The 20,444-nt window shown below is 73.2% G+C and carries 18 protein-coding genes and 1 pseudogene; 8 read left to right on the top strand and 11 right to left on the bottom strand.

From position 1 onward, the window contains the following. Window positions 1-6 precede the first annotated feature (6 nt). Entirely contained in the window at window positions 7-858 is an 852-nt protein-coding gene (locus tag ACLF5H_RS32220) for an SDR family NAD(P)-dependent oxidoreductase (protein WP_421679550.1), read from the top strand. A gap of 88 nt (window positions 859-946) precedes the next feature. Here ACLF5H_RS32220 and ACLF5H_RS32215 read toward each other — a convergent pair whose 3' ends face one another. The 3 genes from ACLF5H_RS32215 to ACLF5H_RS32205 form a co-directional block, all read right to left on the bottom strand. Further along, window positions 947-2,002 carry a P1 family peptidase gene (locus tag ACLF5H_RS32215; protein WP_421679549.1) on the bottom strand — a complete coding sequence of 352 codons (1,056 nt, stop codon included), beginning with the start codon at window positions 2,000-2,002 and terminating at the stop codon, window positions 947-949. Between the two features lie 185 nt (window positions 2,003-2,187). After that, complete coding sequence (locus ACLF5H_RS32210; protein WP_421679548.1) at window positions 2,188-3,579, bottom strand: acyl-CoA reductase; 1,392 nt, start codon at window positions 3,577-3,579, stop codon at window positions 2,188-2,190. Continuing rightward, window positions 3,576-4,784, bottom strand: coding sequence for an acyl-protein synthase (locus ACLF5H_RS32205; protein WP_421679547.1), 1,209 nt, complete (start codon window positions 4,782-4,784; stop codon window positions 3,576-3,578). Before ACLF5H_RS32205 ends, ACLF5H_RS32210 begins: the two co-directional genes overlap by 4 nt. 155 nt (window positions 4,785-4,939) lie before the next feature. Between ACLF5H_RS32205 and ACLF5H_RS32200 the strand changes: the two genes are divergently transcribed. Together ACLF5H_RS32200 and ACLF5H_RS32195 are read left to right on the top strand one after the other, a co-directional pair. Beyond that, window positions 4,940-5,599 (top strand): MSMEG_1061 family FMN-dependent PPOX-type flavoprotein, encoded by a 660-nt coding sequence (locus tag ACLF5H_RS32200; RefSeq protein WP_421679546.1) that lies wholly within the window; start codon window positions 4,940-4,942, stop codon window positions 5,597-5,599. A 12-nt stretch (window positions 5,600-5,611) separates the two neighbouring features. Then, window positions 5,612-6,487 carry a class I SAM-dependent methyltransferase gene (locus ACLF5H_RS32195; RefSeq protein ID WP_421679545.1) on the top strand — a complete coding sequence of 292 codons (876 nt, stop codon included), beginning with the start codon at window positions 5,612-5,614 and terminating at the stop codon, window positions 6,485-6,487. Here the strand turns inward: ACLF5H_RS32195 and ACLF5H_RS32190 are convergent. Together ACLF5H_RS32190 and ACLF5H_RS32185 are read right to left on the bottom strand one after the other, a co-directional pair. After that, complete coding sequence (locus tag ACLF5H_RS32190) at window positions 6,465-8,510, bottom strand: right-handed parallel beta-helix repeat-containing protein (protein ID WP_421679544.1); 2,046 nt, start codon at window positions 8,508-8,510, stop codon at window positions 6,465-6,467. The two genes, ACLF5H_RS32195 and ACLF5H_RS32190, sit on opposite strands and share 23 nt — an antisense overlap. 25 nt (window positions 8,511-8,535) lie before the next feature. After that, window positions 8,536-8,632 (bottom strand): annotated as a pseudogene (locus ACLF5H_RS32185). A 255-nt stretch (window positions 8,633-8,887) separates the two neighbouring features. Between ACLF5H_RS32185 and ACLF5H_RS32180 the strand changes: the two are divergent. The 3 genes from ACLF5H_RS32180 (at window position 8,888) to ACLF5H_RS32170 (ending at window position 11,663) form a co-directional block, all read left to right on the top strand. After that, window positions 8,888-9,397 carry a hypothetical protein gene (locus tag ACLF5H_RS32180; protein WP_421679543.1) on the top strand — a complete coding sequence of 170 codons (510 nt, stop codon included), beginning with the start codon at window positions 8,888-8,890 and terminating at the stop codon, window positions 9,395-9,397. Between the two features lie 315 nt (window positions 9,398-9,712). Then, complete coding sequence (locus ACLF5H_RS32175) at window positions 9,713-10,972, top strand: nucleotide sugar dehydrogenase (RefSeq protein ID WP_421679542.1); 1,260 nt, start codon at window positions 9,713-9,715, stop codon at window positions 10,970-10,972. Window positions 10,973-11,129: 157 nt separating this feature from the next. Beyond that, complete coding sequence (locus ACLF5H_RS32170) at window positions 11,130-11,663, top strand: EF-hand domain-containing protein (protein WP_421679541.1); 534 nt, start codon at window positions 11,130-11,132, stop codon at window positions 11,661-11,663. 166 nt (window positions 11,664-11,829) lie between these two features. Here ACLF5H_RS32170 and ACLF5H_RS32165 read toward each other — a convergent pair whose 3' ends face one another. The 6 genes from ACLF5H_RS32165 to ACLF5H_RS32140 are packed head-to-tail and all read right to left on the bottom strand — an operon-like array spanning window position 11,830 to window position 17,658. Next, window positions 11,830-12,255, bottom strand: a complete 426-nt coding sequence (locus ACLF5H_RS32165) for a DUF6917 domain-containing protein (protein WP_421679540.1) — start codon at window positions 12,253-12,255, stop codon at window positions 11,830-11,832. Next, window positions 12,252-13,190, bottom strand: a complete 939-nt coding sequence (locus ACLF5H_RS32160; protein WP_421679539.1) for a Gfo/Idh/MocA family protein — start codon at window positions 13,188-13,190, stop codon at window positions 12,252-12,254. Before ACLF5H_RS32160 ends, ACLF5H_RS32165 begins: the two co-directional genes overlap by 4 nt. After that, window positions 13,187-14,305: an Ldh family oxidoreductase gene (locus ACLF5H_RS32155; RefSeq protein ID WP_421679538.1), complete on the bottom strand. Its 1,119-nt coding sequence runs from the start codon at window positions 14,303-14,305 to the stop codon at window positions 13,187-13,189. The genes ACLF5H_RS32160 and ACLF5H_RS32155 overlap by 4 nt, the downstream gene beginning before the upstream one ends. A gap of 59 nt (window positions 14,306-14,364) precedes the next feature. Continuing rightward, complete coding sequence (locus tag ACLF5H_RS32150; RefSeq protein ID WP_421679537.1) at window positions 14,365-15,675, bottom strand: M20/M25/M40 family metallo-hydrolase; 1,311 nt, start codon at window positions 15,673-15,675, stop codon at window positions 14,365-14,367. Continuing rightward, window positions 15,672-16,550 carry a sugar phosphate isomerase/epimerase family protein gene (locus ACLF5H_RS32145; protein WP_421679536.1) on the bottom strand — a complete coding sequence of 293 codons (879 nt, stop codon included), beginning with the start codon at window positions 16,548-16,550 and terminating at the stop codon, window positions 15,672-15,674. The genes ACLF5H_RS32150 and ACLF5H_RS32145 overlap by 4 nt, the downstream gene beginning before the upstream one ends. A gap of 1 nt (window position 16,551) precedes the next feature. After that, window positions 16,552-17,658 (bottom strand): Gfo/Idh/MocA family oxidoreductase, encoded by a 1,107-nt coding sequence (locus ACLF5H_RS32140; protein WP_421679535.1) that lies wholly within the window; start codon window positions 17,656-17,658, stop codon window positions 16,552-16,554. Window positions 17,659-18,028: 370 nt separating this feature from the next. On the opposite strand from ACLF5H_RS32140, the gene ACLF5H_RS32135 reads away from it, so the two are divergent. Both ACLF5H_RS32135 and ACLF5H_RS32130 read left to right on the top strand, forming a co-directional pair. Next, window positions 18,029-19,123 (top strand): DegT/DnrJ/EryC1/StrS family aminotransferase, encoded by a 1,095-nt coding sequence (locus tag ACLF5H_RS32135; RefSeq protein ID WP_421679534.1) that lies wholly within the window; start codon window positions 18,029-18,031, stop codon window positions 19,121-19,123. After that, window positions 19,120-20,262 (top strand): DegT/DnrJ/EryC1/StrS family aminotransferase, encoded by a 1,143-nt coding sequence (locus ACLF5H_RS32130; RefSeq protein ID WP_421679533.1) that lies wholly within the window; start codon window positions 19,120-19,122, stop codon window positions 20,260-20,262. The genes ACLF5H_RS32135 and ACLF5H_RS32130 overlap by 4 nt, the downstream gene beginning before the upstream one ends. Window positions 20,263-20,444 lie beyond the last annotated feature (182 nt).

The raw sequence follows: 20,444 nt of genomic DNA, 5'->3' as shown, positions 1-20,444 counted from the left end.
AGCCGCATGAGCACCGTCACCGGCAAGGTCGCCGTCGTCACCGGCGCGGGCTCCGGCATCGGCCGGCATCTCGCGGCCGAACTCGCCCGCCGGGGCGCCCGGCTCGCCCTCAGCGACATCGACGAGGCCGGGCTCGCCGGGACCGCCGCCCAGGTCGGGTCCCTCGGCGCCGAGGCGCACACCGCGCGGCTCGACGTCAGCGACCGCGCGGCCGTCGAGAGCTATGCCAGGTCCGTCGCCGAGCACTTCGGGGTCGTCCACCAGGTGTACAACAACGCCGGTGTCGGCGGAGGCGGCGGCACCGTCCTGGAGACCGACTGGAGCGTCTACGACCGTACGATCGCGATCGATCTCCTCGGGGTCGTCCACGGCACCAAGGCGTTCCTGCCCCATCTGATCGCCTCGGGGTACGGACACGTCGTCAACGTCTCCAGCCTCAACGGGATCATGGCGCAGCCCACGCTCAGCGCCTACTGCGCCGCCAAGTTCGGGGTGCGCGGGTTCACCGAGGCGCTGCGCACGGAGATGCTCGCGGGGCGCCTTCCCGTACGGGTCAGCGTCGTCCACCCCGGCGGGGTCAGGACCAACATCGCCACCGCGGCCCTCGACGCGGCCCGCGGGCAGGGCATCGAGATCCCCGCCCGGCAGCTGGCCCGCGCCCGCACCTACAACGAGAAGCTCCTGAAGATGCCCGCCCGGCAGGCCGCCACGATCATCGTCGACGGGGTGGAGGCCGGCCGGCCGCGCATCATGGTGGGCCGGGACGCCCAGGTCGCCGATCTCCTCGTCCGGCTCTTCCCGCGCCTGTCACCGAAGCTGACCGTGCTGTTCGAACGCAGGCTCTTCGGCAAGGAATGAGGGGCGGCGCCCCCGGCTGGGCGCGGGAGTACGGCCGACCGGTCCTGGCCGCCGACGCCGGACCCGCCGCATCCGAGGGGCCGGCTCCTCAGGACGGTCGACGCCCCGAGAGGGCTGCAAGGAGCCGGTCCGCCGGAAGGGCCCGCAGGGTGTGGCCCGCGTGGCCCGTGGTGGTCGTCGCGGCGAGCAGGGAGTTGAGGACGGCCTCCTCGACGGCGTCCAGGACGGCCTCGAACAGCGGGCTCAGCCCGGCGTCCGGCACCAGGGCGCCGGAGTCCGGGCGGGTGCTGAAGGCGAGCGCGTAGTCGCCGCTGCCATGGCTGTAGGCGGCGCCGACGCGGGCCAGCGCGAACACGGCGCGGCGCGCCACGCGGGTGAGGCGGCGGGCGTCGAGCGGGGCGTCTGTGGCGACCACGATCATGCAGGAACCGGTCTCCGCCGCCGGTCCCGGCGCGCCGCCCAGTCCGAGGGAGCGCGGGGTGACCGTCCGGCCCAGCACCCGCAGCGTGCCACCGAAGTTCGCCTGCACCAGGGCCCCGACGATGTACGGCCGGCCGCCCAGGTCGGTCGTGCGCGAGGACGTGCCGATGCCCGCCTTGAAGCCCAGGGCGCCGGTGCCGGTGCCCGCGCCGACACAGCCCTCGGCCACCGGGCCGCCGGAGGCCGAGTCCAGCGCGGCCCGCACATGCTCCTCGCGCACCGGGCGGGCGCGGATGTCGGACAGCCAGCCGTCGTTGCACTCGCCCACGACCGGGTTGAGGCTCTGTACGCCGGAGCAGTCGGGCCGCTCCAGCAGCCAGCCGACGAGGGCGTCCGCGACCCGGAACGCGGACAGGGTCGAGGTCAGCAGGACCGGGGTCTCCAGCGATCCGAGTTCGGTGAGCTGGGTCGTGCCGATGAGCTTGCCGTAGCCGTTGCCGGTGAACACCCCGGCGGGCAGCGGCGTGCGGGGGCCGACGGTGTCCGGCACGACGGCGGTCACCCCGCTGTGCACATCGGGCGGGCGGCGGACGGTGGCGTGCCCGACCCGGACGCCCGGCACATCGGTGATCGCGTCGAGCGGCCCGGGGGCGAACTCCCCGACGACGATGCCGAGATCACGGGCCCGGGGTGGTGCCGGGTGCGGGTGAGCGGAGGATTCCATACCGGAGGATTCCATACCGCTGGACGGTACCGCCGCCACGGGGGAACTCGGTCACGTCGGGAGAGGGAGCGGCGGCAGGGGCGACGGCCCCCGTGGCCGCCACCCCGACGCATGATCGTGCTACGGACGGAAACGCACGGACAACGATCGTTTCCGGCTAGTCGTTCGATCGTTGATTCCCCATGTCAGCGCCCGTTGCCCCCGGCGATCCCCGAGGCCCCCGCCACCGCGATGCTGACCCTGCGGCTGTACCGCTGCAGCGCCAGCTGGCCGTCGTGCGGCTCGCCCGGGTAGCCGTCCAGCATGGAGCCCAGTCCGGCGACCCGCAGGGCGCCCGCGCGGAAGAACTCGGTGGCGACGGGGACGGTGTGGTCGGCCGCGGTGTGCAGGCCCACGGTCTGGAGGTAGCGGCGCATCGGATGCAGGACGCGCACGATGTCCTCGCGCGGGAGGGGTTTGACCCAGACGGTGCCGAACAAGGGAGAGGCGGTGAGTCCGGGGCGCCTGTCCGCGAGGACGTGCCAGCGGCCGTCCGGGTCGCTGAACGTCCGGGTGAGGCCCAGGTGTTCCTCGAGACGGGCGACCGTGACGACGTTCGTGACCTCCGCCTGCTCGGCCGTCTCCCTCGGCAGCTCGGGGAACGCGTCCGCCTCGGCGGCCAGCGCGTCGGCGAGCGCGCGGGCCTCGGTGAACAGCACCTCCGTGTCGTCCGTGTCGACATAGACGACCTGGGGGCTCGTGCAGGTGCGCTGGCCGTTGCGCAGGATGTCCCGGGCCAGTGCCCGCAGCGCCCGCCCGTCCCGGCGCCGACCCGTGCGGTCGAGATAGGCGAGGGATATCTTCGGCCCCCACTCGACCAGCCGGCACCCGGACGGCAGGAACCGCGCGACCCCCTCGACCGCCTCCTCCGTCCCCCAGACCGCCACCGCGTCGGCCGGGCGGCACAGTCGGCGCAGCCACTCCGTGTCACGGGAGGAGAACCGCAGCACCACGAGCCGGGCGCGCACCTGACCCGACGGATCGGCGTCGGCGAGCGCCGCCAGCGCGTGCTGGGTGAACAGGCTCTCCCCGCCACTGGTCTTGACAACGTTGACATTGCCCGCGAGCAGGCCCTCGACGACGCTGAGGACGCCCGCGACGGCCACGTTGCGCGGAGCGATGTGCACCAATGTGCCGATCGGCTGCCACAGTTCCGCCGCACCGCCCGCGAACGCCGCCGGTGCGGGCCGGTGCGGAGCCGTGCCGCCGAGCTCCGCCGTCAACTGGGCGGCCAGCAGCCCCCGGTCGAGGGCCGCGGCGAGCCCCGCGAGGGCCGCCCGCGCGTCGGCGGCGGGAAGCGCCGTCGTGGCCGGATCGGTCAGATCGGCGAACAGCCGCTCGTACACTGGGCCGTCCCGGTCGGTGAGCGTCGCGGCGAACTTCTCGCAGGCGCCCAGGACGTGTTCGACGTCCAGCGGACCGGACAGGGCGGGCAGGACGGAGCCGAGCCGGCCGAGCCGACGCCCGGCCTCCTCCTCGTCGACCCATTCCCCCTGCCAGTAGTAGGGCGTGGTCATGGTCTGCGCGACGGTCGTCATCGAACCCCCAGAAGCTCCGCCGCGGCGACGGCGCACGTACGGTTACGGCGCACACCCGCGCGCCCATGGACCTCGAACCACGGCGTGGCGATCCCGCAGTCAGCCGGCGGACGCAGGGTGCCGAGATCGGCCATCAGGATGCTGTGGGCGGGCAGCGCCGTGATGAACGGCGACACGAACTGGAGATAGCCCAACTCGCCGTACCCCACCGGCTCCAGGGTGCGCACGTCCCGCACGACGCACCGCGCCCACACCGGCACATGGAAGTGGTGCGCCGCGCACTCGATGTACGGCAGGCAGTGCTCGACCGAGCCGTAGCAGTCCCGGATCCGCTCGCCCGGGATGCCGAGCCGCCCCTCGATCCCCTCCCGGAACTCCGCGCGCCCGATGGCCCGGTCGGCGTGGCTCTTCCAGCCACCGCCGGTCAGCACCACGGAACCCGCGGGAAGGCGCAGCGGCGGCACCCCCATCGTCCCCATCCGCTCCAGCACGGAGTGCAGCAGCGCGGGGAACCCGACGATCCGCACCGGCTCCTCGCGCGCCGCGAACTCCAGCAGCGCGTCGACACAGCCCATGGGGTCGAACTCATGGCCGACGCCGGTGTTGCGCAGCGCGTGCCGGACGGCGGCGACGGGCGCGAAGTCGCACAGCTCGTTCAGCCCGTGCGCGGCGCCCATGGTGAGCCGCGGATCCGGCTCGTACCCGAGGACGAGGTAGTTGGCGGGACGCTCGACGTCGATCAGCCCCAGCGCCTTCATCGTCCAGGCGTCCATCCGCTGCGCGGCCCCGATGGACCACGCGTCGAACCCGATCTCCGTCTTCTCACCACCCGTCCCGGACGACGTCAGCCGCAGCGCCACGGCATCGTCCTCGATCGAGCTCAGAGCGTGCCTCTTGAACAAGTTCACGTGAATATAGGGTAGTTCGGCGACCTGCTCCACCCTGTCCGGATCCGGTGCCCCCGCCTCCTTCCACAGCGCCCCGTACAGCGGGTTGCGCACGGCGTGCCAGGCGTTGATCTCCCGCATGGCCGCGACGAACAGCTCGTCGGCGGCCGCGTCGGCGCGAAAGGGGTCGGAGACGTCGCACAGCTCCTGCACCCGTGGCAGCTCCGCGGGTTCCGGCACCTCCAGGGGGCGGAAGTACTTGGCGAGGGAATCGAGTTGACGTACGAGCTCGGCGTCAGGGGTCGACGCGGTGGTCATAGCACTCCTTGGTGATCACTACGTGTGCGGACCAGAGTGAACCCGCCGAGTCTTAAATCCCGGACGCCCCCCGATGAGTTTGAGCCAGCCGCGCGTGATCTCCCCGACGCACCGGCGAAGGCCGGTTCGGGAGCCGGGCCGTTAGGGTCGGGATCATGATGCCGACCTCTGCCAGCACCGCATTCGACTCGCTCCGCCTCGACGCCGTGTCCGACCAGGAGACGCTGCGCCGGGTCTACGAACTGCCGAGCGCCGCGGCCGTGCGCAAGCAGATGACCGAACTCACCGAGGAGACCCGCCGGTTGATCGGCTGCTCGGCGCTGGTCCTGGTCGCCAGCGCGGACGCCGAGGGCAACTGCGACGTCTCCCCGCGCGGCGGGCCCGCCGGGTTCGTCTCCGTCCTGGACGACCGGACGGTGGCGATACCGGACGCGACCGGCAACAAGCGCCTGGACACCCTGCAGAACGTCATCGAAACCGGCCGCGCCGGGCTGCTGTTCGTCATCCCGGGGCGCACCACGACGCTCCGGGTCAACGGCCGGGCCTGCGTCTCCACCCGCCCCGACCTGCTGTCGCAGCTCACCGCCGTGGGAAAGCCGCCGGCCAGCGCGCTGGTCGTGGGCATCGAGGAGGTCTACCCGCACTGCCCCAAGTCACTGCTGCGCAGCGGCGCCTGGAAGCCGGAGCAGTGGCTGGCGGCGGGCGCCCAGCCGACCTCCGCCGAGGTGACACTGGCCCAGCTGCGGATGCCGGAACTGACGATCGCCGACATCGAACAGGCCGAGGCGGACGCGCTGAAGTACCGGTACGAGTAGGAAGGGCTTTACATGACGGACGATCGGACCGGCGCACCGGACAGCACCGCGGTGCGTACCGCCCTCTGGCGGGCGATGCACCTCCGGGTCGACCCGCCGCCGCACGTACTGGAGGACGAGATCGGCCTGCGGCTCGCCGCCCCCGGCGACGGCTGGCGCGAGCGGCCGGACATGGACCCGGACACCACCAGGGCGTTCCGGGCGGCCATGGTCTCCCGGGCCCGCTTCGTCGAGGACCTGGTCACCGAGCAGGCCGCCCTGGGTGTCACCCAGTACGTCATCCTGGGCGCCGGCCTGGACACCTTCGCCCAGCGCCGGCCCGGACTCGCCTCCCGGCTGGAGATCTTCGAGGTCGACCGGCCCGGCCCGCAGGCATGGAAACGCCGCCGTCTGGCCGAACTCGGCTACGGCGTCCCCGACCGGCTGCACCTCGTACCGGTCGACTTCGAGGCAGGCGCGTCCTGGTGGGAGCGGCTGACCGACGCCGGGTTCGACAGCCACCGCCCGGCGGTCGTCGTCTCCACCGGCGTCAGCATGTACCTCACCAAGGACGCCACCGCGGCCACGCTGCGCCGGGCCGCCGCGCTCGCCCCCGGTTCCACGCTCGCCATGAGCTTCCTGCTGCCCTCCGACCTCCTCGACGCCGCGGACCGCCCCGGTTTTCACGCGAGCGAGAGGGGCGCACGGTCGTCCGGGACGCCGTTCATCAGCTTCTACCCGCCCGAGGAGATGCTGGCCCTGGCCCGCGAAGCGGGTCTCGCGGACGCCCGGCACGTCCCGGGGACCTCGCTCGGCGACCGCTACTTCGCGGGCCGCGCCGATGGGCTGCGCCCGTCGAGCGGCGAGGACCTGCTGGTGGCCGCGGTCAGCGGGTCGAGATCTCGTTGACGGACAGATTGCCCCAGGTGTGGTTCGCGGCCTTCACCACGAGGCGGACGCCGGTGGTGGAGACCGCGGCCGGCAGGGGCAGCGCGGCGAGTTCGACACGCGCGTCGTCGCTCGCCCAGTCGATCGTGGCGTCGGCCGACCGGGTCGTCCACGCCGTGCCGTCCCAGGTCTGGACGTCGAGCCTGGTGATGCCCTGGCCCTGGCCGTAGTGCGTGGCCAGGACGACCTCCGAGACCGCGCGCGGACTCGGGAAGGTCAAGGTGATGGTTCCCGGGTAGGCGACACCCGTGCCGGGGCTGGCCCAAGTCGCCTGGTCCGAGCCGTCGGTGAGCGCGGCGGGCGACGTCGACTGGCCGTCGCCGAAGCTCGTGGCGGCCGTCGGGGCGGCCTCGTCGCGGCCGGTGCCCGCGGTGCGCTGGAGCCCGCCGAGGTCGGGCATGCCGGCCGGGAGCGCCGTACCGACCGCGTCCCGGCCGCCGTCGTGGGCGATGTCCAGCCCCCGCCCCAGCACAGGGGAGTCGGCCGTCGGCAGATATCCGGAGAGGTCGTCGAGCGAGGTGGCGGTGCCCGGCGCGGTCAGCCGCGCGTCGCCGGTGAGCGGCGCCTTGTCCGCCGAGGGGACCGGGCCGTCCTGGTAGAGATTGCGGTCGTAGGCGACGGCACCCGAGCCGTCGTACGGCAGCCGGGCCCCGTCGTAGATGACGTTGTTGCGGAACCTGACCCCCTGGACCGTACCGCTCCACACCTTGACCAGGCTGAACGACGCCCGGTCGGGGTTGTTCGCGATGAACGGGGTCAACGGCACCCAGACCGTGTTGTTGTAGACATCGATGTTCCTGGCATTGGTCGAGAGCGCGAACACCTGATTGGCGTCGCCCTGGCTGACGTTGTAGCGCACCGTCGCCTCGGCCGGGGCGCTCCCGGTCGACACCGCGATGAAGAAGCCGCCCTCGTTGTCGTGGCTGAAGTTGTACTGCACCAGGCTGCGATGCACGGAGGCGTCGGCGTCGAAGGCGGTGCCGTCGCTCGACAGCCCCCAGTACTTCGTGCCCGACACCTCGTTGAACCGCACCACCGTGTCGTCCGCCCCGGCCCACCAGATGCCGACATTGCCGTGGTTCTGCGCGGCCCGCGCCACCCGGTTGTGCTCGATCAGCGCGCCGCTCGCCTGCATGACCGTGATGCCGCCCGCCGAGACGTCGTGCACGGAGTTGCCCCGCACGACCACCCCGGTGCTCGGCGTCCACGGCCGGAAGTCACCGGCCGGGATGCCCATGAGGTCGGGCCACAGGGAGTTCCAGCCCTCCCGCCGCATCCACTGCGACCAGGTGACGATGCCGTAGGACCGGGTGTCGTAGACCTCGTTGTCCTCGATGGCCAGGTTCTCGTAGTACGTGGGCGTCCGCGTGCCCCGGGCGCTGACGATGATCCCACCGGCGGAGGGATTGGACGCCTGACCGCCCGACGACGCGCCCTGGATCGCGTGCACCAGGTTGTCGCGTACGACGACGCCGGTGACGGTACCCATGTCGGTGGCGCTGACCCCGATACCGATCCGGGGGGTCGTACCGGAGCCGGAGTTGGTGACCTCGAAGCCGGTCACGACGATGTCGTGCTCGTCGCTGACGCTGATCGCGGCGTCCACCGTTCCGCCGCCCTCGATCAGCGGTTTCGCGCCGCTGCCGTAGGAGGTCAGCACTACGGGGTCGGCGGCGGTGCCCGAGCCCTTCGGGCTGAGCCGCCCGGACCAGCGGCCGCCCGCCCTGAACCGCACGGTGTCCCCGGGCAGCAGGGTCTGCGCGTCGACCTTGGCCAGGCTCCGCCACGCCGTCGCCGGGGTGCGGCCGTCCGCGGTGTCGCTGCCGTCCGGGTCCACGTAGTACGACGTTCCCGCCGCGGCCGCGGCGGGGTGGGCCGGAGAGGGCGCGGGGGAGGCCAGGGCCGGGGGAGCGGCGATGCCGGTGCCCGCGCACAGCAGGACGGCCACGAGGGCCGCCCCGGGGAAGCGTCGGCCATGTGCCATGGGGGCTCCTTGGAAGCGGAGGCGGCGGAGAGGGCAGGATTTGAACCTGCGTGGACCCCCTGGGGGGTCCGACCTTGAGACACGCTCAGTGGTCCCCGATAAGCCGCTCCGGGCACCTCTCCTCGTTCCCGGCTCCGGGGCGGTGCCCCTCGCCGTTCACAGGGAAGAGACTGCCGGACCGCGCTGACGGAGCGCTGACGAGGAGCTGACGGTGCCTCTGTTCCGTCCCGGTTCCGGCCCGTTGATATGTGTAATGGCCACGAGTGTCACAGGAATGTCTCAGGGCCGGGTGCCGGGCAACCGGGCCGGCCGGGCCTCTGTCTCGATAGGCGCAAGGCCCGCTCACCGGGAGCGGGACCCGTCCCCAGGGGGAACTGATGCGCGTCCAGAAGATCTCGATGCTCGCTGTCGCCGGTGTTGCGCTCGGCCTGTCGCTCACGGCCTGCGGCGGCAGCGGCTCCGACAGCGCCTCGCCCTCCTCGGCCGCGTCGTCCACCGCCACGAGCACCACGCGCCCCAGCTCCTCCGCCTCCTCCTCGGCCTCCACCTCCGTCTCGGCCTCCACCGCGTCCTCCACCCCCACCTCCGCCTCCGGCCAGGGCTCCGCCCGCACCACGTCGGCGGCCACTGCCAAGAAGTCCGGGGTGAGCTGCACCAACCAGATCGACTACGCCGGTGACCCGCGGTCGAACGCGGAGATCAACAGCATCGGTGAGCGGACGGGTCACTGCCCCGCCCCGGAGAAGGGCGGCAAGCCCTCCGGCACGCCGAAGAAGCCCGGCGTCAGCTGCACCAACCAGATCGACTACGCCGGTGACCCCCGCTCCAACGCCGAGATCAACTCCATCGGCGAGGACACCGGCTACTGCCCGCCGGTCCAGCACTGAATTCCCCGGCCCTGACCCGAGCGGAACCGCCACGACGACGACCGCCGCCCCTCGCGGGCGGCGGTCGTCGTCGTTTCCGTGCGCCCCGATGCCCATGGAAATCAAGGGAGTCGGAGCACGTGAGGAGGTGTGTGGCCGAATCTGACGTCAACTCCGTTTGACCGCATCGCCGATTCAGGTGCTTGCGACAGCTTCTGCGCTTATCCGGTGTTCCGGAAGAAAATAATCAACTCAACGCAGCGCCCGCGTCTCCACCTGAGTCACGGCCGTCCGCCCTCGCCACACCCGCTTCCACACCTTGGAGAACCTGCGCACATGGCCGCCGAACTCGTCGTCATGGGGCTGGGGCACGTCGGGCTGCCGCTCTCCCGAGCCGCGGTCTCGGCCGGCCTGGCGACCGCGGGATACGACGTGTCCCGCCCGGTGGTGCACGGCCTCGCCGACGGCCGCTCGCACGTCGGCGGGGTCGACGACGCCGACGTCGCGGCCATGCTCCGCGCGGGCTTCCACGCCACGGACGACCCCGCGGTCCTGGACGGCGCGCAGACCGTCGTGATCTGCGTACCCACCGGACTCACGGACAAGGGCCTGCCCGACCTCTCCGCGGTCGAGGACGCGGCCGCGGTCGTCGCCGCCCACCTGCACCCCGGCATGCTCGTCGTCCTGGAGTCCACCAGCTACCCGGGCACCACCGAGGACGTCGTACGACCCCTGCTGGAGCGCGGCAGCGGACTGCGGGCCGGTGAGGACTTCCACCTCGCGTACTCCCCGCAGCGCATCGACCCCGGCAACCCGACCTGGGACGTCCGCAACACCCCGAAGATCGTGAGCGGCCGCACCGCGCTGTGCGCGAAACACGCCGTGGCGTTCTACTCCCGGTTCGTGGACCAGCTCGTCGTCGCCCGGGGCACCCGCGAGGCGGAGATGGCCAAGCTCCTGGAGAACACCTACCGCTACGTCAACATCGCCCTGGTCGACGAGGTCGCCCTGTTCTGCCATGAGACGGGCATCGACATCTGGGACGTCCTGCACTGCGCGGCGTCCAAACCGTTCGGCTTCGCGCCGTTCAGCCCCGGACCCGGCGTCGGCGGCCACTGCATCCCCGTCGACCCCCGCTATCTCGCCGCCCGCGCGGAGTCCCAGGGCTTCGCCTTCCGCACCCTCGCCGCCGCCCAGGACGTACTGAGCCGCATGCCGGACCATGTCGTGGACCGCGCGCTGACCATCCTCACCAAGACCGCGGGACGTCCCGAGGGGGCGAGAGCCCTGCTGCTCGGCGTCACCTACAAACCCGATGTGGCGGACATCCGCGAGACACCGGCACGCCAGGTGGCCGCGGGCCTGCTCGCCGCCGGAGTCGAGGTGTCGTACCACGACCCCTACGTCCCCGAGTTCACCGTCGGCGGCACACCACTGCCCCGCACCGAGAACCTGCGGGACGCCCTGGACCGGGCCCATGTGGCCATCCTGCTCCAGGACCACGCCTGTTACGCGAGAGAGACGCTGGGCCAGGCCCGCTGCGCCCTGCTGGACACCCGCGGCAAGGCCGTGGGCAGCAGAGTGACCCTTCTCTGACCTCGCACCCCCGCCGGCCCCGTCCGGCACACCCCTCCGGCCGGTCCCGCACCGGCCCCCAGAGCCCGCGCACCGGCACCGCCGTGCGTGGATGCGGCCCTGCCCGGGCGCCGCAGTTCAGCACCGCCGTAACACCATCACCATCAAGGAGAAACTTATGAGCACCGCTGCCGCCAACGAGCGTCTGGTGAAGCGTTTCGAGAAGTGGGACACCGACGGCAACGGGGTCCTCGACGCCGCCGACTTCCAGAGCGAGGCCCGGCGTATCGCCCAGAACCTGGGCAAGGACGCCGACGCGCCGGAGGTACGGGAACTCCAGGGCGCCTTCACGGGTCTGTACGAGTACCTCGCCGAGAAGGCCGGTGTCGAGGCGGGCGGCGCCATCAACCGCCAGCAGTTCCTCGACGCCACCGGGGACATGCTCTTCAATGAGGGCGAGGCCAGCTTCAACCGCGCCCTGTCGCCCATCGTGAAGGCGCTCGTCCGGCTGTGCGACGAGGACCACGACGGCCAGATCGACGCCCGCGAGTTCCAGGCGTGGCTGTCCGGTGTCGGCGTGCCGCTGTCCGATGCCGGGCTGGCGTTCCAGAAGGTCGACAAGGACGGCGACGGACGGCTGTCCGAGGACGAACTCCTGGAGGTCGTCCGCGACTTCCACTTCGGCCGCCTCGAGGTCGAACTGCTCGGCTGACCTGCCGGACCGCCCCCGGTGACACGGGGTGGCGCCGCCGGGCTCAGCGGCCGGCGCCACCGCGTGCGCGACGACACCGGTGAGGAGGCGGACGCCGGACCCGTACGGGTCCGGCCACGCAGGGGCCCCTGCACCCGACTCCGGGTACAGGGGCCCACTCGCGCGGTCAGGAACCCTGAGGGAGGCCAGGACCCTGGGTGAAGGTGACGGCCTGCTCGGGCAGCAGCTCCAGATCACGGCCGCTGACCGAACACTCGGCATGGATCAGGATGTTGTAGTGGTTCGGCAGATGGCAGGCGTCGAAACCGAGCACCGTGCCGACCACCGTGTCCCCGACACACACCAGGTCACCCCGGTCGATCACCCCGCCGCACCCCAGCTCCACGAAGCCGAGGAAGCCCACCCGGTCGATCCGGGCACCGGGGTACGGCTCCCACTGGTCCGTGCTGACCAACTCGTGCACCTCACCGCGGCGTACACAGCGCGCCGCGTGCTCCGCCACCCGCATGCCCCGGTCCGTGCGCCGGTGCACCAGCACCTTCACCAGGGTGCCGCGCACCACCCGCTTCGGGCCGTCCTCCGCCGGGTTCACCGCCCCACCCCGTGCGCGGCGGACAGGGCGCGGCCGTAGGCAGCCTCCACCAACTCCAGCGCGCCCAGCCCGCCATGCGCCCCCGCGTCGGCCGTGCCGCGCCCGGCCACGAGCTGCGCGAACTCGCCGAGAATCGCCTCGTACTCATGCCAGAGCGACCCCTTGAACGCGGTGTGCCCGGCCAGCATGTCCGCGCCCAGCACCTCCCCGTCCGCCAACTCCACCTCGATGTCCTTGAGTTCACCGGGGTACGACCAGTCAAGCTCGACCGATGCCATCGCCCCGCCACGGCCGCGCAGCCGGATCACCGCCCGGCGATCGATGCCCCGGCCGTCGCGTTCGATCGCGCACCCGGTGACGGTGAGGTCGCCGAGCAGCAGCCGTACCAGGTCGAAGGCGTTGGGACCGTTGTCGGCCAGACAGCCCCCACCGCAGCGATCGGGTTCCAAGTACCAGTCCTCGCCGCCGAGATGCTCCTCGATGCGCTCCAGGTAGCGCACCCGGACCGAACGGATCTCCCGGCCCGCGATCCGGTCCGCCAGTTCGCGGACGGCCGTGTTGTAGCGGCGGTGGAACGCCGTCATCAGCGGGACCTCACCCGCGCGCGCCAACTCCACCAGCAGGCGCCCCTCGGCCGCGGTCAGGGCCAGCGGCTTCTCCACGCACACCGGGACCCCGGCGCGCAACGCGTCCCGGCACACGGGCAGATGGACATCATTGGGGACGGCCACGACCAAGGCGTCCGGCCGGCCCTCGGCCAGCAGCACCCGATGGTCGGTGAAACGCGCCGCAGGACCGGAGAACGCCTCCAGGGTCTCCGCGCGGGCGTCGCACACGGCGGTCAGCTCCCACTCGGGGAGCCGGTCGGCGGCGGCCAGATAGTAGGGGGAGATGGCGCCGAGGCCGATGACCCCGAGGCGCAGCGGCCGGTTCATCGGCGCCCCCCGAACAGCCCGAGCCGGGCCAGCTCCTCGTACAGGTGCGGCGGCAGCGGGATGCCGTCGCGGCGGCGTTCGGCCGCGAGTTCCGCCTCCCACCAGCCCGGATAGCGCACCGGTTCGCCGTCGCGCAGCGGCGGGCAGTCGGTGAGCGCGCCGAACAGGGACCGGGTCGTGCCCGCGATGTCCGCGCCGGGACGCAGCACGCCCGGGGCGACGGCGAGGAGGAAGAAGCCGATGTCGTCGTCGCTGCCGTGCGGCCGGCCGTCCCCTTCCAGCGCCGCGGGGGCGGGCCCCACGGCCGCGCCGGAGACCACGGCGGCCAGCAGCTCCACGGCGATGCCGAGCCCGAAGCCCTTGTGGACGCCGGTCCGCGCGCTCCCGCCGAGCCAGCGCAGGAACGCCTCGCCGCGGTCGAAGGCGGCCGGGTCGGTCACCGGCTCGCCCGCCGCGTCCTCCAGCCAGCCCGCGGGCACCGGCTCGCCGCGCCGGGCGGCGACCCGCACCTTTCCGGTGGGTGCGACCGTGGTGCTCATGTCCAGCAGGAAGGGATGCCCGTCGAGGGCGGGCGCGGCGACGCTGAGCGGGTTGGTGCCGAGCATCGCGACCGCGCCGCCCGGGGGCCGTGCGATGCGCTGGCCACCGCAGTTGCTCGCGACCACACCGATCATCCCGGCGTGCGCGGCGCGCGCCGCGTGGAAACCGGCGCACCCGAAATGAGTCGCGCCGCGGACCGACACCAGGCCGATCCCGTGCCGGGAGGCCCGCGCCACGGCGTCGTCCATGGCCTCGGCCGCCGCCCACAGGCCGAGCGCCCGGCGGGCGTCCACGACCGCGCAGGCGCCCAGGTCCGTGACGGTCTCCGGTTCGGCGCGGGGATCGCAGCGGCCGGTGGCGAGCAACGGCACATAGAGGCGGCCGAGGTTGAACACACCGTGGGAGTCGAGCCCGGTCAGATCGCCGTGGCAGAGCGCGTCCGCGGCGAGCCGGGCCCGCGCGGCCGGGATGCCATGGCCGGTGAACAGGTCGGTGAGCGCGGTGTGCAGCTCGGCGTGGTCGACCAGGACGGGGGTGCGCCCGGTCGCGGCTCGGGGGGCGGGGGGTGCCGTCATCCGGATTCCTTAGGGGATGGGGGTCGGTTCTCGTACGGGTCGGTTCTCTTCGGAGCGGCTCATCGCGGGCCGGTGGCCCGGCGGCCGGCTCGCGCCACCGCCGGACGCTCCCCGTCCGCGAAGGACGTGACGAGCCGCCGTACCACCCGGGCGAAGTCCTCCAGGTCGGCGAGGTCCACGAACTCGCCCGGCGCGTGCGCGCGGTTGGCGGCGAGATCGCCGGGGCCCAGCACCACGGTGAACGCGTCCGCCAGGCCCGCCGCCCAGACGGCGTCGCAGGTGAAGCCGGGGTCGTCGGCCGGGGGCCGGGCGCCCGCCCGGGCCAGGAGCGCCTCGGCCCATGGGTCGCGGTTGTCCAGCGCGGGCAGCCCCTGCTTGTCCCAGCCGAGCCGGGTGACGCGGGCCGCGTCCCGCGCGGTGCGGGCGAACTCTCGTGCCGCGCCGAACAGTTCGGTGAAGCGGTCGAGGCCGTCGGCGAGCTGACGGGCGACCGCGGTCTTCAGCAGGTCGCCGTCGGCGGTGGTGCGGTACGACAGGTTCAGCAGCAGGGTGCCCGTGCCGTGGACGCGGTTGTGGGTGTGTCCGGTGTGCAGCCCGGCGACACACACCCGGGCACCGGGCACGGCCCCGTCCAGGCGGGCGGCGAGATGCTGGGCGAGGAAGCCGAGCAGCACGGTCGCGTTGTGCCCGGCGTCCGGGTGGTCGTCCACCGCGTCCGCGCCGACCACGGTGATCCGCGCGGTCATGGCGGCGGTCGCCCGGGGCAGCGCGCGCAGCCCGGTCGGCTCGCAGAACACATTGAGCCGCCCGTGGTGCCCGGCCTCCAGCAGCGGCCGGGTGCCATAGGTGCCGAGCGCGCCGCCCTCCTCCCCGGCGACGGCCTGGACCAGAACAGTGACGTCCCGCCCGACCGCGGGATGTCCGGCGGCGGCCGCCAGCCCGGCGAGCAGGGCGACCGCGGGCCCCTTGGCGTCGACCGCGCCCCGCCCGGTGAACCGGGTGCCGTCCCATTCCGGCGGGGTGTGACCGGCGACGGTGTCCAGGTGCACGTTGAACATCACCGTGTCCGCGCGGGCGCGTTCGGGTCCCAGGCGCAGCAGCAGACTGGGCTGAGCGGCGAGGAAGCGCGGGTCCCGGGCGGCGGCGCGCACCGTGGCCGGTACGCCGGGCCTGTCCAGGCAGTCGGCGGGCGGCGCGGCGAGCCGTACCGTGGGGAACCCGGCCTCGGCGGCGGCCGCCGCGTACCGCTCCAGGAGCTCCGGCAGCCGGGACGGCGGGTCGTCCGGGCCGGTCTCCAGCGGGCTGACGCTCGGCAGGCGCAGCAGATCGAGGAGGAGCCGGCGGTACCGGTCGGTGAACAGCGCGCTCACGCCGGGCCGTCCCCGAGGTCCCGCAGCAGCGCGACGAGCGACTGTCCGGCCCGTACGAAGAGATCGGCGGCGTCCGCACCGGCCCGGGTCAGGCCCTCGTGGGGCCGTACGGCGAGATGCGGTTCGAGGGAGAGCGCCCCCCGGTAGCCGTGGGCGGCCAGGATCCGCAGGCACTCGGCCACCCCGGCGGCGCCCTCACCGGGCAGCGTGTAGGCGGTGGAGCCGTCCGGCAGGCGCACGGCGTCCTTGATGTGCACGTGTTCCACGTACGGCGCGAGGTCGCGCAGCATGGCCGGGGCGTCGTACCCGTGGGGGACGCCGTTGCCGGTGTCGAACAGCAGCCGCAGGGCGGGGCTGTCGACGGCGCGCAGCAGGCGCAGCGCCCGGTCGGCACGGTCCCCGGCCCAGCCCGCGCAGTTCTCGTGCGCCAGCACCAGGCCCGCCCGCGCGGCACGGTCCGCGAGGACGGCGGTGCGGGTCAGCACGCGGTCGGCCCATTCCCCTTCCGGCAGGCCGTCGTTGGGGTACGACATGATCCGCAGCAGTCGGCAGCCGAGGGCGGCGCACCGCTCGGCCAGCACATCGAGTTCGGCGAGGTCCGGGCCGATGTCGCCGGTGACCGGACGCGACCAGTTCCCGATCCGGGACGCCACGGCGACCACGGTGACGCCCTCGTCCGCGAGGCGCCGGGCGAGCGCCTCGAACGCGGTGGGGGAGAGGTCGGCGAGCGCGGTGCCGTCGACATCGCGCAGCTCGACGGAGTTCCAGCCCAGCCGTCGTAGCGCGGCCAGTTGACCGTCCGCGCCGGGCGCGGCCTCGTCCCCGATGCCGGTCAGCGGTCCAAAGAGGGGGGTGCCGAGGTGTTCCGGAGGCATGTCAGCGGCTCCCGGCATGGGCCTGGTGAACTCCGCCCTCCGGTAGTGGAGTTGGGGCTACGGCGGCTGGTGTCACGGCAGTTGGCGGCACGGTGTCCGGCCGTGCCACGACGGCACAGCGCTCGCGCGCCACGCACAGCAGCCGTGCCGTCGCGCACGCGAGCGCGAAGTTCATGGCACCGGCCGCCCCCGCGGCGAAGCCCCGGTAGGCGCCCTCCAGGAAGTCGGTCAGGGCGTCGTCGCGGAAGACATGGTGCTCGGCCTCGGGGCCCGGGCCGTGGACGATGAGCTGGGCGTGGTCGTCGTCCTCGCTCAGCGGGAAGTGCGCCGTGGCCGTGCCGTCCTCGAACGCGCAGACCACGCTGCGCTGCCGGACCGCCGCGCCGAGATCGGAGCGCAGCAGGGTCGTCACCCCGGACCGGTGATCCAGCTCTACGTGGGCACCACCGAGGCCGGGCAGCACCCGGTCCGCGCAGCGCAGGTCCCAGCCGCGTGCCGCCCGGAGTTCGGCCGGACCGGCCAGGTCCAGGGCGAGCGCCAGGGAGTGGGGGATCTCCACGTCCAGCGCGGTCGGGTGCCCGTCGGTGGTCAGCGAGCGCAGGAAGCGGGGCTTGTGCTGGTCCACGGTGATACGGCGCAGGGGGCCGAGCGGCTCGTCGCGGACCAGCCGCCGCAGTCGGCCGGTGAGCCGGGAGCCGGTCCAGTGCGAGACGACCACCACGTCCAGGTCGGCCCGCTCGCGAAGCCGTACCAGGGCGTCGAGTTCACCCAAGGACGCGGCGAGGGGCTTCTCCACGACGAACCGCCGCACCCCGTGTCCGGCCAGCCGCGCGATCACGTCGTACCGCAGCCGGGGCGGGGTGCACACATGGGCCACCGCCGTGGCGGGGTCGATCCGGGCCAGGGCCTCGTCCAGTGTGCCGACGGCCGTGAGGTCACCGGGCGCGCCCGCGCTCTCCCGTGCCTCGGCGCGCGGGTCGCAGCCGACCACGGGCAGGGCGAGGAGGGGATCGCCCGTGGCCGCGGTGCGCCGGGCCAGCCGGGCGAGGGTCTTCAGATGCAGTCCGGATCCGGAGCGGCCGAGCCCGACCACGAGGGGCTGCAGCACAGGGCCTCCTGGGGAGAGAGGGAGCGAGAGGCGAACGGCATTCGCGGGACGCCCGGTTCGCCGGGCGGCGCGCACAACTCCGGCGCGCCGCCCGACTATTGCCGTTCGGCGAGGAAAGGGTCAAGCGAACCGGAACGGCGTTACCCACAAAGTGTGAAGATGATCCTTTCCTTTCTCCGTCTGCGGGAAGATCCGACTAGCGTGGCCGTTTAACAGAAACGACGGGACGGATGAGAGTTTGCCTTCCAGTGGACAGCTTCGGACGCCGGCCGGGGGCGTGACGCCGACCCCTCCGGGGACGGCCGAATCGATTCCCTTCTTCTCCCAGGCCGCCATTTTCGAACAATTGTGGCCGTCCATCGAAAAGGCGTTGGGTGACGTTTTCGACAGCGGCAAATTCAGCCATGGAAAACAGGTCGGGCAACTCGAGTCGGAACTCGCGCACTACACCGGAGCCCGCCATGTGATCGGCGTCAACAGCGGTACCGACGCGCTGGTGCTGCTGCTGCGCGCCTGCGGGCTGCGGCCCGGTGACGGGGTCCTGGTGCCGGCGTACTCGTTCTTCGCCACCGCCTCGGCCGTCGTACTCGCGGGCGGGCGCCCGCAGTTCGTGGACATCGACCCGCGCACGTACGCGCTGGACCCCGAGGCGCTCGCCGCCGCCGTCACCTCCCGCAGCCGGTTCGTGATGCCGGTGCATCTGTTCCACACCATGGCGGACATGGCGGCCGTCGGCGCCGTCGCCCGGCGGCACGGCCTGACCGTCGTCGAGGACAGCGCCGAGGCGATCGGCATGCGGCGGGGCGGGGTGCACGCGGGACTGCACGGCCGGGGCGGCGTCCTGTCGTTCTTCCCCTCGAAGACGCTCGGCGCGATCGGCGACGCCGGAGCCGTCCTCACCGACGACCCGGAGATCGCGGACACCGTCGCGGCCCTGCGCCACCACGGCAGGGGCGGCCGTACGCTGAACGACTTCCCGGCCATCTCCACCGAGAGCGCGCTGCCGGGCGCGAACAGCAAGATGGACGACATCCAGGCGGCCGTCCTGCTCGCCAAACTGCCCCTCCTGGAGGAGCACATCGCGCGCCGCGCCGAACTGGCCGCCGCCTACACCGCCCGGCTGCGGGACCTGCCCGGCATCCTCCGCCTGCCGCGGGCCCTCGCCCGGACCCCGGACGACCGCGACGTGCACTACGTCTATCTGATCGAGACCGAGCACCGCGACGCCCTGGTCGACCACCTCGAACGCCAGGGCATCGGCACCGAGGTCTACTACCCGCTGCCGCTGCCCCACCAGCCCGTCTTCGGCCACCTCGGCCACCGGCCCGGCGACTTCCCGCACGCGGAGGCCGCCGCCCGCCGCGCCGTGGCCCTGCCCTTCCACCCCGATCTGCCCCCCGGCGACCTGGACCGCGTCTGCGACACCATCGGCTCCTTCCTCGCCACGACGAGGACCACCGCATGACCACGACACCCGCCACCGCCGTCCCCTTCTTCCCGCCCGCCCTGTTCGAGGCCGACCGCGCCGAACTGATCGGCCTGGTCCGGGAGGTGGGCCTCGATCCGGAGCAACGTTTCATCCTGGGCGCACGCACCGCCGCCTTCGAGGAACTGCTGCGCGCCGACCTCGGCGCCGCCGACGTGGTCGCCTGCTCCAGCGGCACCTCCGCGCTCTCGCTTGTGCTGCGGGCCATGGACATCGGCCCCGGCGACGAGGTGATCGTCCCCGCCTTCGGCTGCGCGCCCCTGGCCTCCTCGGTCGTCGCCGTCGGGGCCGTCCCGGTCTTCGCCGACATCCGCCCGGACACCATGACCATGGACCCGGACGCCGCCGAACGGCTCGTCACCGAGCGGACCAGGGCGGTGATGCCTGCCCATATGTTCTCCGTGATGGCCGACATGCCCCGCTTCGCCGAGCTGGCCCGGCGGCACGGGCTGCGCCTGGTGGAGGACTCGGCGGTCGCCCAGGGCGGCGTGCTGCGCGGAGTGCCGGCCGGGCTGTGGGGCGAGGCGGGCGTCTACTCCTTCGTGCAGGTCAAGACGTGCGGCATGCCGGGCGAGGGCGGCGTGGTGATCACCCGGGACCCGGCGCTCGGCGAGCGGGTGCGGGTGCTGCGCAACCACGGCCAGCGGCCCGGGCGGCGGTTCGTCCACCACGCGGTCGGCGTCAACAGCCGCTTCGACGAGATCCAGGCGGCCTTCCAGACGCACCGCTACGCCGGTTTCCCGGCGCGCCTCGCCCGCCGGGCCGAGATCGCCGCGTACTACACCGAGCGCTTCACCCCGCTCGCCGACCGCGGTGTGACCCCGCCGCCGCGCGACCGCGACGGCCGCTGCTTCTACGTGTACACGGTCCTCGCCGACGCCCGGGACGCCCTCGCGGCCCGGCTGGCCGAGCACGGCGTGGCCAGCCATGTCTACTACCCGAGCCCCCTGCCCGCGCACCCCGCCTTCGCCCCGTACGCGCCACCCGGCGTCCACTGGCCCGCCGCGCAGGAGGCGGCCCGCCGCCATCTGGCGCTGCCGGTGCACCACTTGCTGACCGACGCCCAGGTCCGGCAGGTGGCCGATCTCGTGTGCGCCTTCGCCAGGGCGCACGGCTGACGGACGGCGGCCACCGGTACGCAGCGCCGGTCCCCCCGCTGCCGGCACACGGTCGGCCGCGGGCACCGGCGACACCCAGGGGTGCCGGGTACGGCCCGTACCGCACCCCCGCCCGCACCCCCCGGCCCGCCCACCCCAGATCACCCATCCCCGCGCGCCCCGCCCCCCTCGGGCGCCGACCA

It is taken from the genome of Streptomyces sp. LaBMicrA B280 (assembly GCF_049222185.1).
Classification (GTDB): Bacteria; Actinomycetota; Actinomycetes; order Streptomycetales; family Streptomycetaceae; genus Streptomyces; species Streptomyces murinus.
Note: the sequence above shows the minus strand (reverse complement) of the source record. Positions and strands in the feature narration are given on the sequence as shown.

Bases quoted from the DNA above. Each gene is read 5' to 3' on its own strand.
- ACLF5H_RS32130 (WP_421679533.1), top strand. From the start codon at position 19,120: ATGACCACGACACCCGCCACCGCCGTCCCCTTCTTCCCGCCCGCCCTG.
- ACLF5H_RS32195 (WP_421679545.1), top strand. From the start codon at position 5,612: ATGACGGACGATCGGACCGGCGCACCGGACAGCACCGCGGTGCGTACC.
- ACLF5H_RS32155 (WP_421679538.1), bottom strand. From the start codon at position 14,305: ATGACGGCACCCCCCGCCCCCCGAGCCGCGACCGGGCGCACCCCCGTC.
- ACLF5H_RS32215 (WP_421679549.1), bottom strand. From the start codon at position 2,002: ATGGAATCCTCCGCTCACCCGCACCCGGCACCACCCCGGGCCCGTGAT.
- ACLF5H_RS32145 (WP_421679536.1), bottom strand. From the start codon at position 16,550: ATGCCTCCGGAACACCTCGGCACCCCCCTCTTTGGACCGCTGACCGGC.
- ACLF5H_RS32220 (WP_421679550.1), top strand. From the start codon at position 7: ATGAGCACCGTCACCGGCAAGGTCGCCGTCGTCACCGGCGCGGGCTCC.
- ACLF5H_RS32175 (WP_421679542.1), top strand. From the start codon at position 9,713: ATGGCCGCCGAACTCGTCGTCATGGGGCTGGGGCACGTCGGGCTGCCG.
- ACLF5H_RS32210 (WP_421679548.1), bottom strand. From the start codon at position 3,579: ATGACGACCGTCGCGCAGACCATGACCACGCCCTACTACTGGCAGGGG.
- ACLF5H_RS32180 (WP_421679543.1), top strand. From the start codon at position 8,888: ATGCGCGTCCAGAAGATCTCGATGCTCGCTGTCGCCGGTGTTGCGCTC.
- ACLF5H_RS32205 (WP_421679547.1), bottom strand. From the start codon at position 4,784: ATGACCACCGCGTCGACCCCTGACGCCGAGCTCGTACGTCAACTCGAT.
- ACLF5H_RS32200 (WP_421679546.1), top strand. From the start codon at position 4,940: ATGATGCCGACCTCTGCCAGCACCGCATTCGACTCGCTCCGCCTCGAC.
- ACLF5H_RS32170 (WP_421679541.1), top strand. From the start codon at position 11,130: ATGAGCACCGCTGCCGCCAACGAGCGTCTGGTGAAGCGTTTCGAGAAG.
- ACLF5H_RS32190 (WP_421679544.1), bottom strand. From the start codon at position 8,510: ATGGCACATGGCCGACGCTTCCCCGGGGCGGCCCTCGTGGCCGTCCTG.
- ACLF5H_RS32160 (WP_421679539.1), bottom strand. From the start codon at position 13,190: ATGAACCGGCCGCTGCGCCTCGGGGTCATCGGCCTCGGCGCCATCTCC.